This window comes from Meiothermus taiwanensis WR-220, from assembly GCF_003568585.1.
Classification (GTDB): domain Bacteria; phylum Deinococcota; class Deinococci; order Deinococcales; family Thermaceae; genus Meiothermus; species Meiothermus taiwanensis.
The window spans coordinates 2,680,793-2,695,185 of sequence record NZ_CP021130.1 but is presented as its reverse complement, the minus strand read 5'-3'; the positions used below and the strand labels follow the sequence as shown (position 1 = coordinate 2,695,185).

The 14,393-nt window shown below is 64.1% G+C and carries 13 protein-coding genes, 1 tRNA gene, 1 pseudogene and 1 riboswitch; of the genes and pseudogenes, 10 read left to right on the top strand and 5 right to left on the bottom strand.

Going from position 1 to position 14,393, the window contains the following annotated elements; genetic code table 11:
• Positions 1–11: 11 nt before the first annotated feature.
• The 4 genes and pseudogenes from MTAI_RS13305 to MTAI_RS15735 all read right to left on the bottom strand — a co-directional run bounded on the left by MTAI_RS13305 (position 12) and on the right by MTAI_RS15735 (position 4,471).
• Positions 12–1,184 (bottom strand): serine-tRNA(Ala) deacylase AlaX, encoded by a 1,173-nt coding sequence (locus tag MTAI_RS13305; protein WP_027888331.1) that lies wholly within the window; start codon positions 1,182–1,184, stop codon positions 12–14.
• Between the two features lie 22 nt (positions 1,185–1,206).
• On the bottom strand, positions 1,207–3,084 hold the full coding sequence (gene ftsH / locus MTAI_RS13300; protein WP_027888330.1) for an ATP-dependent zinc metalloprotease FtsH: 1,878 nt from the start codon (positions 3,082–3,084) through the stop codon (positions 1,207–1,209).
• Between the two features lie 240 nt (positions 3,085–3,324).
• The gene (locus MTAI_RS13295) at positions 3,325–3,477 is read right to left on the bottom strand and encodes a hypothetical protein (RefSeq protein WP_155915750.1); all 153 of its coding nucleotides are present in this window, start codon (positions 3,475–3,477) and stop codon (positions 3,325–3,327) included.
• Positions 3,478–3,992: 515 nt separating this feature from the next.
• Positions 3,993–4,471: pseudogene (locus MTAI_RS15735) on the bottom strand (transposase family protein).
• A gap of 177 nt (positions 4,472–4,648) precedes the next feature.
• Between MTAI_RS15735 and dnaK the strand changes: the two are divergent.
• The 4 genes from dnaK (at position 4,649) to MTAI_RS13270 (ending at position 8,629) form a co-directional block, all read left to right on the top strand.
• Positions 4,649–6,514 (top strand): molecular chaperone DnaK, encoded by a 1,866-nt coding sequence (gene dnaK, locus MTAI_RS13285; RefSeq protein ID WP_187388556.1) that lies wholly within the window; start codon positions 4,649–4,651, stop codon positions 6,512–6,514.
• A 67-nt stretch (positions 6,515–6,581) separates the two neighbouring features.
• Positions 6,582–7,136 (top strand): nucleotide exchange factor GrpE, encoded by a 555-nt coding sequence (locus tag MTAI_RS13280; protein ID WP_027888327.1) that lies wholly within the window; start codon positions 6,582–6,584, stop codon positions 7,134–7,136.
• Between the two features lie 48 nt (positions 7,137–7,184).
• Entirely contained in the window at positions 7,185–8,060 is an 876-nt protein-coding gene (locus MTAI_RS13275) for a DnaJ C-terminal domain-containing protein (RefSeq protein WP_027888326.1), read from the top strand.
• Between the two features lie 23 nt (positions 8,061–8,083).
• Entirely contained in the window at positions 8,084–8,629 is a 546-nt protein-coding gene (locus tag MTAI_RS13270) for a DUF4256 domain-containing protein (protein ID WP_027888325.1), read from the top strand.
• Between the two features lie 61 nt (positions 8,630–8,690).
• Here the strand turns inward: MTAI_RS13270 and MTAI_RS13265 are convergent.
• A tRNA-Leu gene (locus tag MTAI_RS13265) sits at positions 8,691–8,777 on the bottom strand.
• A 166-nt stretch (positions 8,778–8,943) separates the two neighbouring features.
• On the opposite strand from MTAI_RS13265, the gene MTAI_RS13260 reads away from it, so the two are divergent.
• The 6 genes from MTAI_RS13260 to MTAI_RS13235 all read left to right on the top strand — a co-directional run bounded on the left by MTAI_RS13260 (position 8,944) and on the right by MTAI_RS13235 (position 14,391).
• Positions 8,944–10,155, top strand: a complete 1,212-nt coding sequence (locus MTAI_RS13260; RefSeq protein WP_027888324.1) for a TIGR02710 family CRISPR-associated CARF protein — start codon at positions 8,944–8,946, stop codon at positions 10,153–10,155.
• Between the two features lie 58 nt (positions 10,156–10,213).
• Positions 10,214–10,354, top strand: a riboswitch (cobalamin riboswitch).
• Between the two features lie 117 nt (positions 10,355–10,471).
• A complete protein-coding gene (locus tag MTAI_RS13255; RefSeq protein WP_027888323.1) occupies positions 10,472–11,353 on the top strand; it encodes an ABC transporter substrate-binding protein in 882 nt (293 codons plus the stop codon).
• Positions 11,354–11,361: 8 nt separating this feature from the next.
• Positions 11,362–12,420, top strand: coding sequence for a FecCD family ABC transporter permease (locus MTAI_RS13250; protein WP_043983267.1), 1,059 nt, complete (start codon positions 11,362–11,364; stop codon positions 12,418–12,420).
• The gene (locus MTAI_RS13245; RefSeq protein WP_081698406.1) at positions 12,413–13,210 is read left to right on the top strand and encodes an ABC transporter ATP-binding protein; all 798 of its coding nucleotides are present in this window, start codon (positions 12,413–12,415) and stop codon (positions 13,208–13,210) included. Before MTAI_RS13250 ends, MTAI_RS13245 begins: the two co-directional genes overlap by 8 nt.
• The gene (locus MTAI_RS13240; RefSeq protein ID WP_027888320.1) at positions 13,211–13,549 is read left to right on the top strand and encodes a hypothetical protein; all 339 of its coding nucleotides are present in this window, start codon (positions 13,211–13,213) and stop codon (positions 13,547–13,549) included.
• Positions 13,540–14,391, top strand: a complete 852-nt coding sequence (locus MTAI_RS13235; RefSeq protein WP_027888319.1) for an ABC transporter substrate-binding protein — start codon at positions 13,540–13,542, stop codon at positions 14,389–14,391. The genes MTAI_RS13240 and MTAI_RS13235 overlap by 10 nt, the downstream gene beginning before the upstream one ends.
• Positions 14,392–14,393 lie beyond the last annotated feature (2 nt).

Here is a 14,393-nt window from a genome sequence, read left to right as displayed (position 1 = left end):
TGCTTCCGGTCTTATCGCTCCTGGGCCAGGTATCGCTCGAAGGCCAGCAGGGCCGGGTGGAGCGCTTTCAGGGGCATCACCCCCAGCTTGACCAAAGCCCCCCCACCCCGGGCCCCCAGCGGCTTGAGCACCTCCTCCCAGATGGTTTGCAGGTCTTCGCTGCGGCTGGGGTGCTTGAGCAGCACGTAGCGGGCTTTGTCCTCGGCCTGGGCTAAAAGCAGGGCCAGCACCCCCGGCCACTCGGCCAGGCGCCGGCCCACCATATCCAGCACGCTGTTGGGCACCTGGGCGGCTATGGTCTGCGTGGGGAACTCGGTCAGCAGGTCGCGCATGATGCGCTCGGCCAGCTCGTCCTTGAGCAGGGCGTTTTCGGCCCGCGCCCTGCGCCACTCCTCGCGCAGGTTGCCGATGGGCTTTTCGAGCTCGAGGGGGCTCGAGCTAAACCACTCCCCCAGGCGGGAGAGCAGGCGGTGCTCCTGGTCAAAGAGCTCGAGGGCCTCCCAGCCCGCCACAAAGTAGACGCGTGTGCCGCCTTTGTAGCGTTCGAAGCGGGTTATTTTGATGGGGCCGGCCTCGCCGCTGCGGGCTACGTGCAGGCCGCCGCAGGCCACTTTGTCCCAGCCTTCGATCTCCACCACCCGGATAAGCCCGGTCACCTTGGGGGCGCGGCGCAGGCCGTGGGCCGGGGCCTCTGCCTCGTCAATAAAATAGGTTCGCACCGCCGTGTTGGCATACACCGCCCAGTTGGCCAGGGCCTCGGCCTGGCGGATCACCGCTTCGTCGGGGGCGCCGTCGAAGTCCATGGTGCAGACCGGGTTGAGCATATTGACGGCCACCACATTCCAGCCCGCGGCCCGCAAAAAGGCCTGGCCCAGCATGTGCTCGGCGGTGTGGCGCTGCATCTGCCGGTAGCGCCGGGCCCACTCAATCCGGCCCACCACAAGCTGCCCCTCGGGAAGGGGGCTTTGCAGCCGGTGGATCACCGGGCCGGTGGCCTTGGCCTCCTCGAGCACCTCCAGCACCGCCACCCCGTTCAGGGTGCCGGTGTCGCAGGCCTGGCCGCCCGAGGTGGGGTAGAAGAGGGTTTGATCGAGCACGGCAAAGTGCTTTTCACCCTCACTCCAGGCCCGCACCACCCGGGCCTCAAACTCGCTTTCGTAGGGGCGTTCCCAGTAAGCGCGCACGCCGACAGCTTACCCAAAAACCTCAGGCCCCGCCCAGGTTGGGTTTGATCTTGGGGATGACCCGAGGGGGTTCTTTCTCCTCCTTGTCTTTGGGGGCTTCGGGGGCCTCGAGGCTCTCCAGGGCCTCGCCTTCCACCACCCGCACGAACTCCTCGGCATTTAGGGTCTCCCGCTCCAAAAGGGTTCGCGCCACCCGCTCGAGCTGTTCTCGCTTCTCGGTGAGCAGGCCCAGCACCCGGTCGTGCTGCTCTTGCAGCAGCTTTTGCACGGCCTCGTCAATGCGCCGGGCGGTGTCCTCGGAGTACTGCCGGGTGTCGTAGCCGCCCAGGTAGGTGTCCTCGCGCACCTGGTAGGCCACCATGCCAAAGTCGGGGTGCATTCCCCACTCGGTAATCATGCGGCGGGCCAGGTCGGTGGCCTGGCGGAAGTCGTTCTCGGCCCCGGTGGTCACGTCGTCGAAAATCAACTCCTCGGCCACCCGGCCGGCCAGCGCCACGGCAATCTGATCGGTCAGGCGCTTTTTGCTCCAGTGCAGGGTGTCCTGGCGGCTGGGCATCATGAAGCCCATGGCCCGCCCACGCGGCACAATGGTCACCTTGTGCACCTTGTCGGCGTGCTCGAGGAAGTGCGCGGCCAGCGCGTGCCCGGCCTCGTGGTAGGCGGTGATCTCGCGGTCTTTCGGGGTGACCACCAGGCTCTTTTTGGCCGGGCCCATCATCACCCGGTCGGCGGCCTCTTCCAGGTCTTTCATGGTGATTTTTTTGCGGCCGTCGCGGGCGGCCAGCAGGGCTGCCTCGTTGAGGAGGTTTTCCAGATCGGCCCCCACGAAGCCGGGGGTGCGCTTGGCCAGCAGGGCCAGGTCTACATCCTCGGCCAGGGGCTTGCCCTTGGCATGAATCTTGAGGATCTGCTCACGCCCCTTCACATCGGGGGCATCGATGGCCACCTGGCGGTCGAAGCGGCCTGGCCGCAGCAGCGCGGGGTCGAGCACATCGGGGCGGTTGGTGGCCGCCATGATGATGATGCTGGTTTCTTTCTCGAAGCCGTCCAGCTCCACCAGCAGTTGGTTGAGGGTCTGCTCGCGCTCGTCGTTGCCGCCGCCCACGCCGCCGCCGCGCCGGCGGCCTACTGCGTCAATTTCATCTATAAAGATGATGCAGGGCGCGTGGCGTTTGGCGGTCTCGAACAGGTCGCGCACCCGGGCGGCCCCCACCCCCACGAACATCTCCACAAAATCGGAGCCCGAGGCAGCGATAAAGGGCACCTTGGCCTCGCCGGCCACCGCCCGCGCAATGTGGGTCTTGCCCGAGCCGGGTGGTCCGACCAGCAGCACCCCTTTGGGAATGCGGGCCCCCATCTCGTGAAAGCGGGCCGGGGCCTTAAGAAACTCGACAATCTCCTTGAGCTCCTCCTTGGCCTCTTCACAGCCAGCCACGTCCTTAAAGCTGGTTTTGGGGGCCTCGGTTAGCACCTTGGCCCGGCTTTTGGTGAAGCTAAAGGCATTGTCGCCCGAAGGGCCCCGGTTGCGCGAGAAGAAGAGGAAGAGCCCGATCAGCAAACCGATTAGCAGCAAGGGGATCAGGAAGCCCAGCAAGGGGTTTTCCCGTCTGGGTGCGGCAATCTCCACCTGGATTTTTTTGTCGCCCCACTCGCGGATGGTGCTGGTATCTAAGGGGCCTGGCGCAAAAGTGATGTACTGGTCTCCGTCTTCGCGGCGGGTGACGTTGAGCTGCCGTCCATCCACCGTAATTTTGGCCACCCGCCCCTGGTCAATTTCGTTCAGAAACGTCGTATAGGCCACCTGATTGGCGGGCTGCTGATGCGAGGTCAGGCTGAAGGCCCAGGCAATCAGAATGGCTACCAGCAGGATAAACCATAAGTTGAACGGCAGGCGGTTCATTGTTTTTTTAGCGTACACCTAATTGCATACGCAAAGGTAGTCAAAAGTACCTATGCCTGTAAAGTTCGAAAGTCCCATTGAGAATACGCTCAGCGCTCATGAGGGTTGTTTTTGGGACCGAAACCAATCGATCTGTGCTGCTGGAAAGCTGCTGCTTAAATAAATGGGGTGGAAGCAATCCGGCGAACTCCGGGCAAAAGTGTGAACCTCGCCCGGTTCCACCGCCAGCATGTCCCCGGCCTAAAGCCCCACCCCCTGCCCCTCGTACATCTGGGCGTGAAGGTGTGGCTCTTCGATGCCCTGGTTGGCGTAGCCCACGGGCACTGGTAGGCTGGAGTCCCAAGGCCCGGCGAAACAGCTTTTGGCGCTGTGGTCGGGCGTTCTGTGGATCATAGTGCAGTATACGTTCTCTTACCGACCGGGACGGGTTCTAAGGCAGGCCTACGGCGGCCATAAGCGTGTGGTGACCGACGCTGTGTCTGAGCGAACATAAAAATAGATCCTAAAAAACTTAGGTTCAATATAGGACATTCGCGGCCTCGGCCCCGACTTTTGCTCAAAGTAGGTGAGTGTTACGCCGCCTTCTTGATTTATCTTTGGCGTTATTACCCACTTTTCCCCTGGTGGGAGACTTGACAATGAATACACCTCAGTTGAGCCGTCCCATGAGCCGCCAAAAACAACTTTAACGTCTGTTATCTTGGTAGATCCCTGATTAACTACGTAAATACGTGAATCAGCCCACTTTGTGGAAGAAAAAATAAAAAGCATTGCGTAATAAATAACCACCATTGAGAGGAGAAGTAAGATGATTGAGCGAAGTAAAATGTATAAAAGTTTTGTTTTGGCCTTCATGGTTAGCTAGGGTAACTGCTTATTGGGGATGTGCGGCTTGCCGCGTTAAATTTTTAACCCAAGTTGCCACCTACAAAATACCTGAAGTTGTAGGCAAAGATGAACCCCCACACCTTGAGCACAAACCCTTCGAGGATCGTGGCATGAATCCGCTTGGGGAATAGCTCTGTCAGGGCAGAACCCACCGATTCGATGATCCTCCGCCCCTGCTGGGCAATCCACTGCGATGCCGGCTGGTAGCGTTTGGAGTTCCTCTTGCGGATGGCCCGCAGCATACCTCCGATCCACATACAGCTCACTCCCCCTCGGTAAGTCCAGCGGTAGCCGATACAACCCCTCCACATCCGCAGTGGACGACGGGCTACCGCCTGTGCACCAGAAAGAAGGCCTGTTCCTGGGCGTACGCCAGGGCGTGCTTGTGCTTTCCGGAAAACGCCAGGGCTGCCAGTACCCAGAGGGTCCGGACGACGCTGGCGGGGGTCTTGAGCAGGTCGTCTATAATGCAGTAGGCCACTAGAACAGTCCAGTTCATAGTGGCCTTTATTTTCTTTCGTAGTTGGGATAGGTGGCAACTTGAGTTAGACATAGGTGCGCGGCCAGGGGTGGGTTCAAACTTGATAATACCTGACTCAACTCTATTGACTATATCAATAATAACAGCTATCATATAGTTCAGTGAGCCGTGCTAAGTGCGGCCAGCGGAGGATATATGGCAAAAGCCGTAGGAATTGATTTAGGAACGACCAACAGTGTTATCGCCATCATGGAAGGTGGCAGCCCCGTGGTGCTCGAGAACGCCGAGGGCGAGCGCACCACCCCGAGCGTGGTGGCCTATAAGGGAAGCGACCAGTTGGTGGGCCGGGTGGCCCGTCGTCAGGCCGTGCTCAACCCCGAGGGCACCGTCTTCGAGATCAAGCGCTTCATCGGGCGCCGGTGGGAAGAGGTGCAGGATGAGGTCAAGCGGGTGCCCTACAAGGTGGTTAAGGGCCCCGATGGCGGGGTGCGGGTGGACATTGGTGGCAAGCTCTACACCCCCGAGGAAATTTCGGCCATGATCCTGCGCAAGCTGGTGGACGATGCCTCCAAAAAGCTGGGAGAGAAGATCACCAAGGCGGTGATCACCGTACCGGCCTACTTCAACAACTCCCAGCGCGAGGCCACCGCCAACGCTGGTAGGATCGCCGGCCTCGAGGTGCTGCGCATCGTCAACGAGCCCACCGCAGCGGCCCTGGCCTATGGCCTGGACAAAAAAGGCCACGAGACCGTGCTGGTCTTCGACCTGGGTGGGGGCACCTTCGACGTGACGGTGCTGGAGATCGGCGACGGTGTTTTCGAGGTCAAGGCCACTGCGGGTGACACCCACCTGGGCGGCTCCGACTTCGACCACGCCATCGTGAACTGGCTGGCCGAGGAGTTCAAGAAGGAGTCGGGTGGGGTGGATCTGAAGGCCGACCGGCAGGCCCTGCAGCGCCTGATTGAAGCCGCCGAGAAGGCCAAGATCGAGCTTTCGGCGGTCACCGAGACCACCATCAGCCTGCCCTTCATCGGCCTCGACCCGGTCTCCAAGACCCCTCTGCACCTCGAGCGCAAGCTCACCCGGGCCAAATTCGAGGAGCTGATCCAGCCCCTGCTCAAGCGGCTCCGTGGCCCGGTGGAGCAGGCCCTGCGCGATGCGGGCCTGAATGCCAGCCAGATCGACGAGGTGCTGCTGGTGGGGGGTTCTACCCGCGTGCCGGCGGTGCAGCAGATTGTGAAGGAGATGCTGGGCAAGGAGCCCAACCGCAGCGTCAACCCCGACGAGGTGGTGGCCCTGGGGGCGGCGGTGCAGGCCGGTGTGCTGACCGGGCAGGTAGAAGATGTGGTGTTGCTGGACGTGACCCCGCTTTCGTTGGGGGTGGAGACCAAGGGTGGGGTGTTCACGGTGCTGATTCCGCGCAACACCACCGTACCGACCCGCAAGTCGGAGATCTTCACCACCGCCGAGCACAACCAGCCCTCGGTGGAGATCCACGTGCTGCAGGGTGAGCGCCCCATGGCCGCCGATAACAAGAGCCTGGGCCGCTTCCGCCTCGATGGCATCCCGCCCATGCCGGCTGGCATGCCCCAGATTGAGGTCACTTTCGACATCGACGCCAACGGCATCCTGCACGCGACCGCCAAGGAGAAATCCACCGGCAAGGAAGCCTCCATTACCATCCAGAACACCACCACCCTCTCCGAGCAGGAGATCGAGCGCATGATCAAGGAAGCTGAGGCCAACGCCGAGGCCGACCGCAAGCGCAAGGAGCACGCCGAGCTCAAGAACAACCTCGATACCGCGCGCATCCAGGCCGAGCGGGTGATGGGGGAGAAGGAAAGCACCGCCGAGGCCAAGAGCCGCCTCGAGGCCGCTGTCAGCCGGGCCAAGACCCTGGTGGACACCGACGGCTCCGACGCCGACCTGCGCCAGGCCACCGAGGAGCTGCTTGCGGCCCTGCAGGCCTACGAGCAGGGGGCGGCTGCGGGCAGCCAGGCCCAGGGCAGCACCTCCAAGTCCGACGACGTGATTGACGCCGATTACAAACCGGCTGACTAGGTTGCAGAAGGTGGGGTGTGGGGGCGTGCCTCCTGCACCCCACCTTTAGCCCACAGAGGTGCGATGTATGGAGAATAAGGAACCGGTGGTTGATACCCCTGAAGCCCAGAACGACCTGCCCGAAGTGGAGCGCCTCAGGGGCGAGGTGGAGTTTTTGAAAGCGGAGCTCGAGGCCTCCAAAAACAAATTCCTGCGCCTGTACGCCGACTTCGAAAACTACAAAAAGCGCATGGTGCAGGAGCTCGAGGCCGCCCAGCGCAACGGCAAGTTCGACGCGGTGCGGGCCTTGCTGGGCACGATGGACGACCTCGAGCGGGCCCTGGGCTTTGCCAGCGTAAAGCCCGAGGATCTGATTCCGGGGGTTAAAAGCGTGCTGGAAAACTTCACCCGCAGCCTTAAGAGCCTGGGGGTGGAGGCCGTGCCGGGGGTGGGCGCCGAGTTCGACCCGCGCTACCACGAGGCCATCGGGGCCGTGGAGGGCGAGGAGGGCAAGGTCATGCACGTCTACCAGCAAGGCTTCAAGTACGGCGACCTGCTGGTGCGACCGGCGCGGGTGGTGGTGGGCAGCGGTGCCAAACCGGAGGAGGCCGAAGGCCCGAAACCAGGCGCCGAGAGCAACTAACCTCCGGCCCTCGGCCTCGAGTCTTACGCCTAACTTGCGGGGATGAATATGGCCTACAAGGACTACTACAAAATTCTTGGGGTTTCTAAGAACGCCAGCGAGGATGAGATCAAAAAGGCCTTCAAGAAGCTGGCCCGTAAGTACCACCCCGACGTGAGCAAAGAGCCGGGGGCCGAGGAGAAATTCAAAGAGATTAACGAGGCCTACACAGTGCTGTCCGACCCGGAAAAACGCCGCTACTACGATACCTACGGTGCGGCTGCGGGCAGCCCGGGCTGGCAGGGCCCCCCGCCGGGGCAGGGTGGTTTTGGCGGTTTTACCGGCCATGTGGGCGATTTCTCCGACTTTTTCCAGCAGCTCTTTGGCGGCCGGGGTGGTTTTGGCGGCTTTGGAGACCTATTCGAACAGGTGCCGGGCCGGGGTGCGCGCCGGGTGGCGGGCGACCTCGAGGCCGAGCTGCCCCTGAGCCTCGAGGAGGCCTACCACGGCGGGGAAAAAACCATCTCCATTGGCTCCGAGCGCCTTACGGTGCGCATCCCACCAGGGGTGCGTGAGGGGCAGAAAATTCGCCTGGCCGGCAAGGGGCGCGCCGGAGGCGACCTATATCTGCACGTCAAGCTGCAGTCCAGACCGGAGATGCGCCTGGAGGGCGATGACATTTACAGCGTGGTGGAGGTGCCGGCCCCCATCGCGGTGGTGGGGGGCAAGGTGCGTGTGCAGACCCTCGACGGCCCGATGGAGGTCACCATTCCCAGGCGAACCCAGACTGGGCGCAAGCTGCGCCTGGCTGGCAAAGGCTGGCCCCGCAAAGACAAAAGCCGGGGCGACCAGTACGCCGAGGTGCGGGTGACCATCCCCACCAACCCCAGCCCCGAGGAAGAGCGGCTGTACGCCCAGCTGGCCGAGCTGATCAAGGTTCGATAGCGTCTGTTTGTAAACTGATGGGCATGACCCCCAAGCAGTACGACGACTTGCTCAGGCTGCTCAAAAGCCGCTTTGAGCAGCACCCCCACCGCCACCCAGGGCTGCGCTGGGCCGACCTCGAGGCCCGGCTCCTGGCCCAGCCCGATAAGCTGGCCTCGCTTCTACAGATGGAGAACACAGGCGGTGAGCCGGATGTGGTAGGCCACGACCCCAAGACCGGGGCTTTTATCTTTTTCGACTGCGCCCCGGAAAGCCCTAAAGGCCGCCGCAGCCTCTGCTACGACCGGGAAGCCCTTCTAGCCCGCAAGCACCACAGGCCTGCCGGCTCAGCCCTGGAGATGGCCGCGGCCATGGGCATCGAGCTTTTGACCGAGGAGCAGTACCAGGCCTTGCAGCAGCTGGGACGTTTTGATACCAAGACCTCGAGCTGGCTCAAAACCCCCGAGGCCATCCGAAAGCTGGGCGGGGCCATCTTTGGCGACCGGCGCTACGACCGCGTGTTCATCTACCACAATGGGGCCGATTCCTACTACGCGGCCCGGGGTTTTCGCGGCTGCTTGAAGGTTTGATCAAAGGCTAAAAAAAGCAGCGGTGCAGTCGGGTTGGCTGCACCGCGTTTACCGTGGTACCTGGTGCCGGGAGCGGGACTTGAACCCGCATGAGCTTGCGCTCGCTACCCCCTCAAGATAGTGTGTCTACCAGTTCCACCATCCCGGCAGGCAAAACTAAGGTTAGTCGGGGGCTGCTTCCTTGTCAAGGCCAAAGTTTGCGGGAAGGCTTTTATCACGACGGGCACAACAACAGGTAGAGTTCGCCAGGTTTGGCGGAGAAGTAGCCAATGGAGCGCAGCTCGAGGTCGCGCGGGGTTTGGTAGATTGGATGTGTGCAGGAGCAACTAAACACAGTTTTGATTCTGGGGGTGGGGCAGACCCTGGGGCCCCTCGAGTTTGCCCTGACCGAGCACACCCCGCAGGGGGTGATTCTTGTAGCCAGCCAGGGTTCGCAGGCGGTGGCGGGGGAGCTTGTCCGGCGGTATGGCGATGGGTTGCGCTACCACACCCTGCTGCTCGACGACCCCGAAGACCTGGGCGAGGTGTTCCGCAAAGGGCGCTTGGCGCTGCAAAAGGCCCTCGAGTGGGAGGCACGGGCCATTGTGGCCGATATCACCGGGGGCACCAAAACCATGTCGGCGGGGCTGGTGCTGGCCCTTACCGGGCAGGGCGTTACCTTTAGCTATGTGGGCGGCCAGCAGCGCGACCCGCAGGGGCGGGTGAAAAGCGGCAGCGAGCGGCTGCGGCTGCTGGAAGACCCCACCTACCGCTACGGCCTGCGCGAGTGGGAGGGCTTTAGACGGGCCTGGAACCAGTGCGACTACCAGGCTGCCCAGGAGTTTCTGGACGAACTGCTGGCCCGGCCCCTGACCCCCTCCGAAAAGCGCTTTTATGGGCATCTGAAAGGGATTACCGAGGGGATGCTGGACTGGGATCTGTTCTACCACAAGGCGGCCTGGCAGAAGCTGAAAGCACACCTCGAGCCCGCCCTTGCCATCGCCGAGGCCTGGGGGCATAGGGCCAAGGTGCGGGCGTTGCAGGAATTACAGCAGGCCCAGGAACGGCTGCGGGACATCCTGGATCGGGAGGGTAAGCCCACCTTTGCCCTGCTGGCCGACCTTTTGGCCAACGCCCAGCGCCGGGCCTCCCGGGGCCGCTACGACGATGCCCTGGCCCGGCTGTACCGGGCGGTGGAGCTGGCCGCCGAGGCCGACCTGTTCGAGCGCACCGGTATTATCCTACACAAGGAATCTACCTATCCCGACAAGTTGAAGGCCCTGGCCAATAGCAACAACAAAACCCTTGGCCTGAAGGAGGCCCTGGGGCTGGCCTTTGAAATTGACACCCGCCTGGGCAACACTGGAACCCTGGCCCAGTATCTCTATGGTGATTACTCGAGCAAGCTTCAGGGTTTGTTGCAGCAGCGGCACAGCAGCATTCTGGCCCACGGGGTAAAACCGGTTAAGCCCGAAGCTGTCCAGGGCTTGCAGGACTACCTGCGCGAAAAGGGCCTCGAGGCCGCCCCGGCCTGGCCCACCTGGTAGGCGCTTGTCGGGTAGGTCTTGGGGGTGTAGCCTGAAGCCAAGGCCCGTTAGGGCTCTTACAACCCGGTCAAGTTTTGGTGCCTGGGCGCGTAGCCCTGGCTTAAAGTGGGGAAGTCCGGTGCAAGTCCGGCACTGTCGCGCAGCGGTAACGGTGCAGAAAGCCCGAAGTCCGAATACCTGCCAAAACGCCTTCCTAACTCCCATACGGAAGGCACCTCTCGCAAGAAGGGGGAGTTTTGGGGAACCTGTTTGGCGTCCTCACTCCCGAGGGCGTTTTTTTACGCCCCATGGCGAGACCGGGTTGGGGAGGGACGCAATGAAGAGAAGTTTCTGGCTTTTGCTTCTGGCCTTAAGCTTTGCGCTACTGACCTCTGGCCTGGCCCAGCCGTTCCCGCGCACCCTGACCGACGACCTCGGCCGCAGCGTTACGCTCAAGGCTGCGCCGCAGCGCATTGTGGCCATGCTGCCCTCGGTGACCGAGACGGTGTGCGCCCTGAATGCCTGCGGGCGGCTGGTGGGGGTGGACGACTACTCCGATTTTCCCGAGCAGGTCAAGCGGCTGCCCAAGGTGGGGGGGCTGTATAACCCCAGCCTCGAGGCCATCCTGGCCCTCAAGCCCGACCTGGTGATCGTCTCGGTCTACGGCCGGCTGCACGAGGGGCTCGAGCGGGCCGGGGTGGCCAGCTTTGCCGTCAAGCCCGAAACCTACGACGACATCTTCCGCACCACCCGCCTGCTGGGCCGGGTGCTGGGGCTGGAGGCGCAGGCCGAGCGGCTGGTGGCGCAAATTCAACGCGAAGTGTACACGGTAGAAACCCGCGCGGCCAAGGCCAAGGAGCGCCCCACGGTCTACTACGAGATCGACCCCACCCCCTACACGGTGGGGCCCGAGTCCTTCATCGGCGTGCTGATTACCAAGGCCCGGGGCCAGAACATCATTCCCAAGGAGCTGGGGCTCTTCCCCCAGATCAGCCCCGAGCTGGTGGTGCAGAAAAATCCGCAGGTGATCGTGCTCACCCACCCAGGGGCCGCCGACCTGCCCAAGCGGGCGGGCTGGGCAGGGGTGGCGGCCATCCGCAGCCAGCGCATCTGCGCCTTTACCGGCCAGCAGGATAACCTGCTCTCGCGCCCCGGCCCGCGGGTGGCCCAGGGGCTGCAACTGCTGGTGGGCTGCTTCCACCCAGAACTGCGCCGCTAGGGGGTACGGTGCACACCCCAGCCCTCACCACACCTAAGCGCCGGGTGGCGGCGGGGCTTCTCCCGCGGCTGTGGGTTTTTGCTGCTTTGCTGGTGCTGCTGGGGCTGGGTGGGCTGCTGGGGCTCTGGTATGGGGCGGTGCAGATACCAGCCCAGGAGGTGCTGAGGGCCCTGCTGGGCTGGCAAGACAACCCCATCGTCACCGAACTGCGCCTGCCCAGGGTGCTGGGGGCCATCCTGGTGGGGGCCGCGCTGGGCCTCTCGGGAGCGGCCTTCCAGGGCCTGTTTCGCAACCCTTTGGCCGATCCCTACCTGATGGGCTCGGCGGCGGGGGCGGCCTTTGGGGTCACACTGGCGGTGAGCCTGGCAGGTGGCTTGAGCGGTGCTTTTGCACAGCACGCCATTTTTAGCTTTTTGCCTTTCGCGGCTACCTGGTTTGGTTTTCTGGGCGCGGTAGGGGCGGTGCTGCTGGTGTTGCTGCTCTCTGGAGGGGCCGGCCGCACCCACGACCTGATTCTGGCCGGGGTGGTGGTGGGAAGCATACTGGTGGGCCTGACCAGCTACCTGATGCTGCAGGGCGCCGACCGGGTGCGGGCGGTGTTCGCCTACACGCTGGGCAACCTATCTTTCATAAGCTGGCCGGGGGTGGGGGCGCTGGCGGGCTATCTGCTTTTTACCCTGCCGGTCTTTTTGCTGCTGGGCCGCACCCTCAACGCCCTCACCCTGGGCGAGGAGACCGCCCGCAGCCTGGGATTGCCGCTGGAAGGCCTTAAGCTGCTGCTGATTGGGGTCTGTACGCTGCTGACCGCTGCGGCGGTGGCCCAGGCCGGCATCATCGGTTTTGTGGGCCTGGTGGCTCCGCACGTGCTCCGGCGGCTCCTGGGGGGCGACTACCGCTACCTGCTGCCGGCCTCGGCCCTGGGGGGGGCGGTGCTGCTGCTCTGGGCCGACCTGGGGGCGCGGGTGCTGGTGGCCCCGGCGGAGCTGCCGGTGGGCATCGTGACCACGCTTCTGGGGGGGCCTTTTTTCCTGTACCTGCTGTGGCGGGAGCGGAGGCGGTATGGCTAGGCCTCCTTCCGATAGTCCGGCAGTTCCAAGGGGGCTGGCGGCCCATAATCTGGGCTTTGCCTATCGCCAAAAAAGGGTGCTCGAGGGCCTCGAGCTGCACCTAAAGCCAGGGGAGTGGCTGGCCCTATTGGGCCCCAACGGCTCGGGGAAGTCCACCCTGCTGCGCCTGCTGGCCGGGCTTTTGCAGCCCACCACAGGCGGGGTATACCTGGAGGGTCGGCCCCTGGGGGGGTACTCGAGCTGGTTGCGGGGCCAGCAGATCGCCTTCCTGCCACAGAACGGCGGCTACCCCGAAGACCTCACGGTAGAAGAGGTGGTGGCCCTGGGCCGCATCCCGCACCTGGGCTTGCTGGGACGGGAGGGGCGGGCCGACTGGGAAGCGGTGGAATGGGCCATGCAGCAGACCCAGGTGAGCGGGTTCCGCCACCGACGGCTCCCCACCCTCTCGGGCGGGGAGCGGCAGCGGGTTTTGCTGGCTCGAGCCCTGGCGGCGCGGCCCAGGTTTTTGCTGCTGGACGAGCCCACCAACCACCTCGACCTGCACCACCAGGTCGAGTTTCTGGCCCTGGTGGCGGGTTTGCGGGCCCAGGGGCTGGGCATCCTGACGGTGCTGCACGACCCCAACCTGGCCGCAAGGGCCGACCGGGTGGCCTTCTTAATGGAGGGCAGGCTGCTGGCCCAGGGCCGTCCCGCCGAGGTGCTCGACCAGTCCTTGCTGCAAAGGGTGTACGGGGCGGGGGTGCGGGTGCACCGGGTGAAAGACCGGCCGGTGGTGGTGCTGGAGGAATAGATGCAGGCCAGCTTGAAAGTCACAGAGAAGCTGCTTTTACTCGACCTGGGAGAGGTGCGCCGCCTGGTTACCCAGGATGGCCCCTGCCTGGCCCGCTACATTGCCGTGGCGCAGGAGGCCCGTATCCGCTGCGTCCGCCCTGCGCGGGCCCGGCTGATGCGGCTGGGGGTTGCTCCCGGTGAGACCCTGCTGTATGCCCTGCCCGCCGATCCCCTGGACTTCGAGCAGGAAGGCGCCAACCTGTTGCTGCCGGGACTCCGGTTGTATCTGGAGGGGCCGCCGGAGTTTGTAGAAACCCCGCTGTATGCCTGGGTGGAAAGGGGGGGCGGATGCGGGTAGCCAGCCTGGTGCCTGCGGCCACCGAGATACTGCGCTTTTTGGGGGTGGAGCCGGTGGGGGTCTCGCACTGCTGCGCCGTGACAGACAAGCCCGTGCTGACCGAGAGCATCCTGCCCAAAGGGCTTTCGCAGGCCGAGATAGACCGGCGGGTGCGCCAGGCTGTCCAGGCCGGCCAGAGCCTGTACCGGGTGCGCACGGAGGTGCTCGAGGCCCTAAAGCCCGACCTGATCCTGACCCAGGGGGTCTGCGAGGTGTGTGCGGTGGGGCCCGGCGAGCTGCGCCAGGCGGTGGACTGCCTGTCCTTTGGGGTGCCCACCCTCAGCCTGCAGGGCACCCGGCTGGCCCACCTGTGGGACGATCTGCGGGCCGTAGCGGCCGCCACCGGGGTCTCGGTCGAGGCGGGGATTGAGGAGCTGCAGGGCCGGCTCGAGCGGGTGCGGCGGGCCGTGGCCGGGCGAAAGCGGCCCCGGGTGGCTTTTATCGAGTGGCTCGAGCCCCCTTTTTTAGGCGGCCACTGGGTGCCCGACCTACTCGAGGCCGCCGGCGGTGAGCCGGTAGGAGCCCGCCCCGAAGCCCCCAGCTTCCGCACCACCTGGGAGGAAATAGCCGCTTGGCAGCCCGAGGTGCTGCTGTTTTCCTTTTGCGGCTACGGCCTGGAGGCAGCCCTGCGGGATCTGACCGGCTGGAAAAGCCCCCTATCCGGGGTGGAGTGCTGGGCGCTGGACTCGGCCTACTTCTGCGCCCTGACCCCCCAGGTGGTGCGGGGGGTGGAGATCCTGGCCGGGATTCTACACCCCGAGGCCTGGCCGCTGCCCTCGCCGGAGGAGGCTTTGCGGAGGTGAAG

What these genes read in the sequence shown, in the direction of transcription:
- MTAI_RS13270 (WP_027888325.1), top strand. Translation starts at nt 8,084, where the DNA reads ATGACCCCCAAGCAGTACGACGACTTGCTCAGGCTGCTCAAAAGCCGC.
- MTAI_RS13275 (WP_027888326.1), top strand. Translation starts at nt 7,185, where the DNA reads ATGGCCTACAAGGACTACTACAAAATTCTTGGGGTTTCTAAGAACGCC.
- MTAI_RS13255 (WP_027888323.1), top strand. Translation starts at nt 10,472, where the DNA reads ATGAAGAGAAGTTTCTGGCTTTTGCTTCTGGCCTTAAGCTTTGCGCTA.
- MTAI_RS13235 (WP_027888319.1), top strand. Translation starts at nt 13,540, where the DNA reads ATGCGGGTAGCCAGCCTGGTGCCTGCGGCCACCGAGATACTGCGCTTT.
- ftsH (WP_027888330.1), bottom strand. Translation starts at nt 3,084, where the DNA reads ATGAACCGCCTGCCGTTCAACTTATGGTTTATCCTGCTGGTAGCCATT.
- MTAI_RS13280 (WP_027888327.1), top strand. Translation starts at nt 6,582, where the DNA reads ATGGAGAATAAGGAACCGGTGGTTGATACCCCTGAAGCCCAGAACGAC.
- MTAI_RS13245 (WP_081698406.1), top strand. Translation starts at nt 12,413, where the DNA reads ATGGCTAGGCCTCCTTCCGATAGTCCGGCAGTTCCAAGGGGGCTGGCG.
- MTAI_RS13295 (WP_155915750.1), bottom strand. Translation starts at nt 3,477, where the DNA reads ATGATCCACAGAACGCCCGACCACAGCGCCAAAAGCTGTTTCGCCGGG.
- dnaK (WP_187388556.1), top strand. Translation starts at nt 4,649, where the DNA reads ATGGCAAAAGCCGTAGGAATTGATTTAGGAACGACCAACAGTGTTATC.
- MTAI_RS13240 (WP_027888320.1), top strand. Translation starts at nt 13,211, where the DNA reads ATGCAGGCCAGCTTGAAAGTCACAGAGAAGCTGCTTTTACTCGACCTG.